An 872-nucleotide genomic window follows, 5' to 3' on the forward strand; every position below is an offset into this window, starting at 1 on the left:
ATGATGTCCTTGTTGCCGGTGGTGGTGACGAAGATGTCCGCACTCTCCACCACCTCCTCCAAGGTGGCCACCTGGTAGCCGTCCATGGCGGCCTGCAGCGCGCAGATCGGATCGATCTCGGTGACGATCACCCGCGCGCCCTGGCCGCGCAGCGACTCCGCACACCCCTTGCCCACGTCCCCGTACCCGCACACCACCGCCACCTTGCCGCCGATCAGGGTGTCGGTGGCCCGGTTGATCCCGTCGATCAGCGAGTGGCGGCAGCCGTACTTGTTGTCGAACTTCGACTTGGTCACCGAGTCGTTGACGTTGATCGCCGGGAACAGCAGCGCCCCCTCGCGCTGCATCTCGTACAGCCGGTGCACCCCGGTGGTGGTCTCCTCCGTCACCCCCCGGACCTCCGAGGCCAGCTGCGTCCACTTGCCCGGCCGCTCGGCCAGGGTGCGGGCCAGCAGCCCCAGGATCACCGCGTGCTCCTCGGACTCGGCCGTGGAGACGTCCGGCACCGCGCCGGCCTTCTCGTACTCCACACCCTTGTGCACCAGCAGCGTGGCGTCCCCACCGTCGTCCAGAATCATGTTCGGCCCGCCGGTGGGCGCATCCGGCCAGGTCAGCGCCTGCTCGGTGCACCACCAGTACTCCTGCAGGCTCTCGCCCTTCCAGGCGAACACCGGCACCCCCCGCGGATCCTCCGGCGTGCCGTCCGGACCCACCGCGACCGCGGCGGCGGCATGGTCCTGGGTGGAGAAGATGTTGCACGAGGCCCAGCGCACCCGCGCCCCCAGCGCCACCAGCGTCTCGATCAGCACCGCCGTCTGCACCGTCATGTGCAGCGACCCGGTGATCCGCGCCCCGGCCAGCGGCCGCGCGGC

At 70.4% G+C, this 872-nt stretch carries 1 protein-coding gene; it reads right to left on the reverse strand.

Annotated features, from left to right (window positions below; translation table 11 throughout):
• Nucleotides 1–872: adenosylhomocysteinase (locus ACLIYP_RS30635; RefSeq protein ID WP_412716328.1), on the reverse strand; the 872-nt coding region annotated here is incomplete at both ends.

Origin of the sequence: Streptomyces nanhaiensis, assembly GCF_046614825.1 — a bacterium.
Lineage (GTDB): Bacteria > Actinomycetota > Actinomycetes > Streptomycetales > Streptomycetaceae > Streptomyces > Streptomyces radiopugnans.